Source organism: Vibrio sp. S11_S32 (assembly GCF_014694465.1).
GTDB classification, from domain to species: domain Bacteria; phylum Pseudomonadota; class Gammaproteobacteria; order Enterobacterales; family Vibrionaceae; genus Vibrio; species Vibrio algicola.
Genome location: NZ_JAAUWS010000125.1, coordinates 1 through 1,036, shown reverse-complemented (window position 1 = coordinate 1,036; position 1,036 = coordinate 1). Strand labels below are relative to the sequence as shown.

At 38.4% G+C, this 1,036-nt stretch carries 1 protein-coding gene; it reads right to left on the bottom strand.

Going from position 1 to position 1,036, the window contains the following annotated elements; all coding sequences use genetic code 11:
* The coding region (locus HC723_RS16865; protein WP_190339917.1) for an ISAs1 family transposase at nucleotides 1-926 on the bottom strand (926 nt) is incomplete at its 3' end.
* Between the last annotated feature and the right edge of the window lie 110 nt (nucleotides 927-1,036).

Below are 1,036 nucleotides of genomic sequence, written 5' to 3'. Positions count from 1 at the left end.
CAGTGCAGCTGCACTTCTATACTCCAATGTGCTCGAGATTTTTCTAATAACTCTTTTGCCGTTAATTTAGCGGAGCTAATATAATGCCGAATAGTTATCGTTTCAGCCGGTTTATTTCCTTCTTGCCTTACTGAAACAACTACGCCAATTGTTTGAATGTTTTTCCAGTCAAAAGCTATATCACCAAGTAATGAAGTATTATGTTCGACTAACGCTAAACGTGTTTCTGTTCGTCCATGACCTTGTTCTTGAATGCTGTATTGATCTCCAGAGAAAGCATTCAACATGCTTGAATTAAAGACTTTTCCTACTGCCTGCTCTAGTTTTTTCTGATTACCTTTCACTGCTAATAGGTAGTCGGCATCCTTTTCAACGATCGCCTTTGCTATATATTTTTGACACCCCATGGCATCAATTGTGACGATACATCCTCTAATATCTAGAAGCTTCAATAGTTCTGGTATAGCCGTAATTTCATTTGATTTTTCACTGGTTTTAACTTGTCCGAGAACAACTTGGTTTGCTGCGCTAAAAGCGCTCACCATGTGAATGGCACCACAACGTTTATCTTTGTTATATGTGCCTCTGAGAGTCTTACCATCAATGGCAATCACGTCTCCAGACGTCAATTCATGACAATCTTTCATCCACGCTGAAAAACATTTTTGCAGTTTTTTCGCTGGTATTAAATTAATGACACGAGCGATAGTATCGTGAACAGGAATACCATGTGTGAAATCGCCATATTCACGAAGCCAAGATAGATTATCTTCACCAAAGTCTTCAATATCTTCCCACCCCTCTGCACCGGCGATCACAGCCGCAATCGTCAGAAAGATGATGTCAGATAAGCTATGCGTAATTTTCCAAGTCTGTCTCGGGTCTTTAATAATTGAAATATGATCTAACAAGCTAAGTCCACTCATGGCGTTTATCTACACTTAAAAGCAAGTATATGATCACAACCAATATAGATCGTCAAATCGATCTTGAAAATATTGCAAAATAAGACAAAAATAGTTAGCTTAAGGTTGAA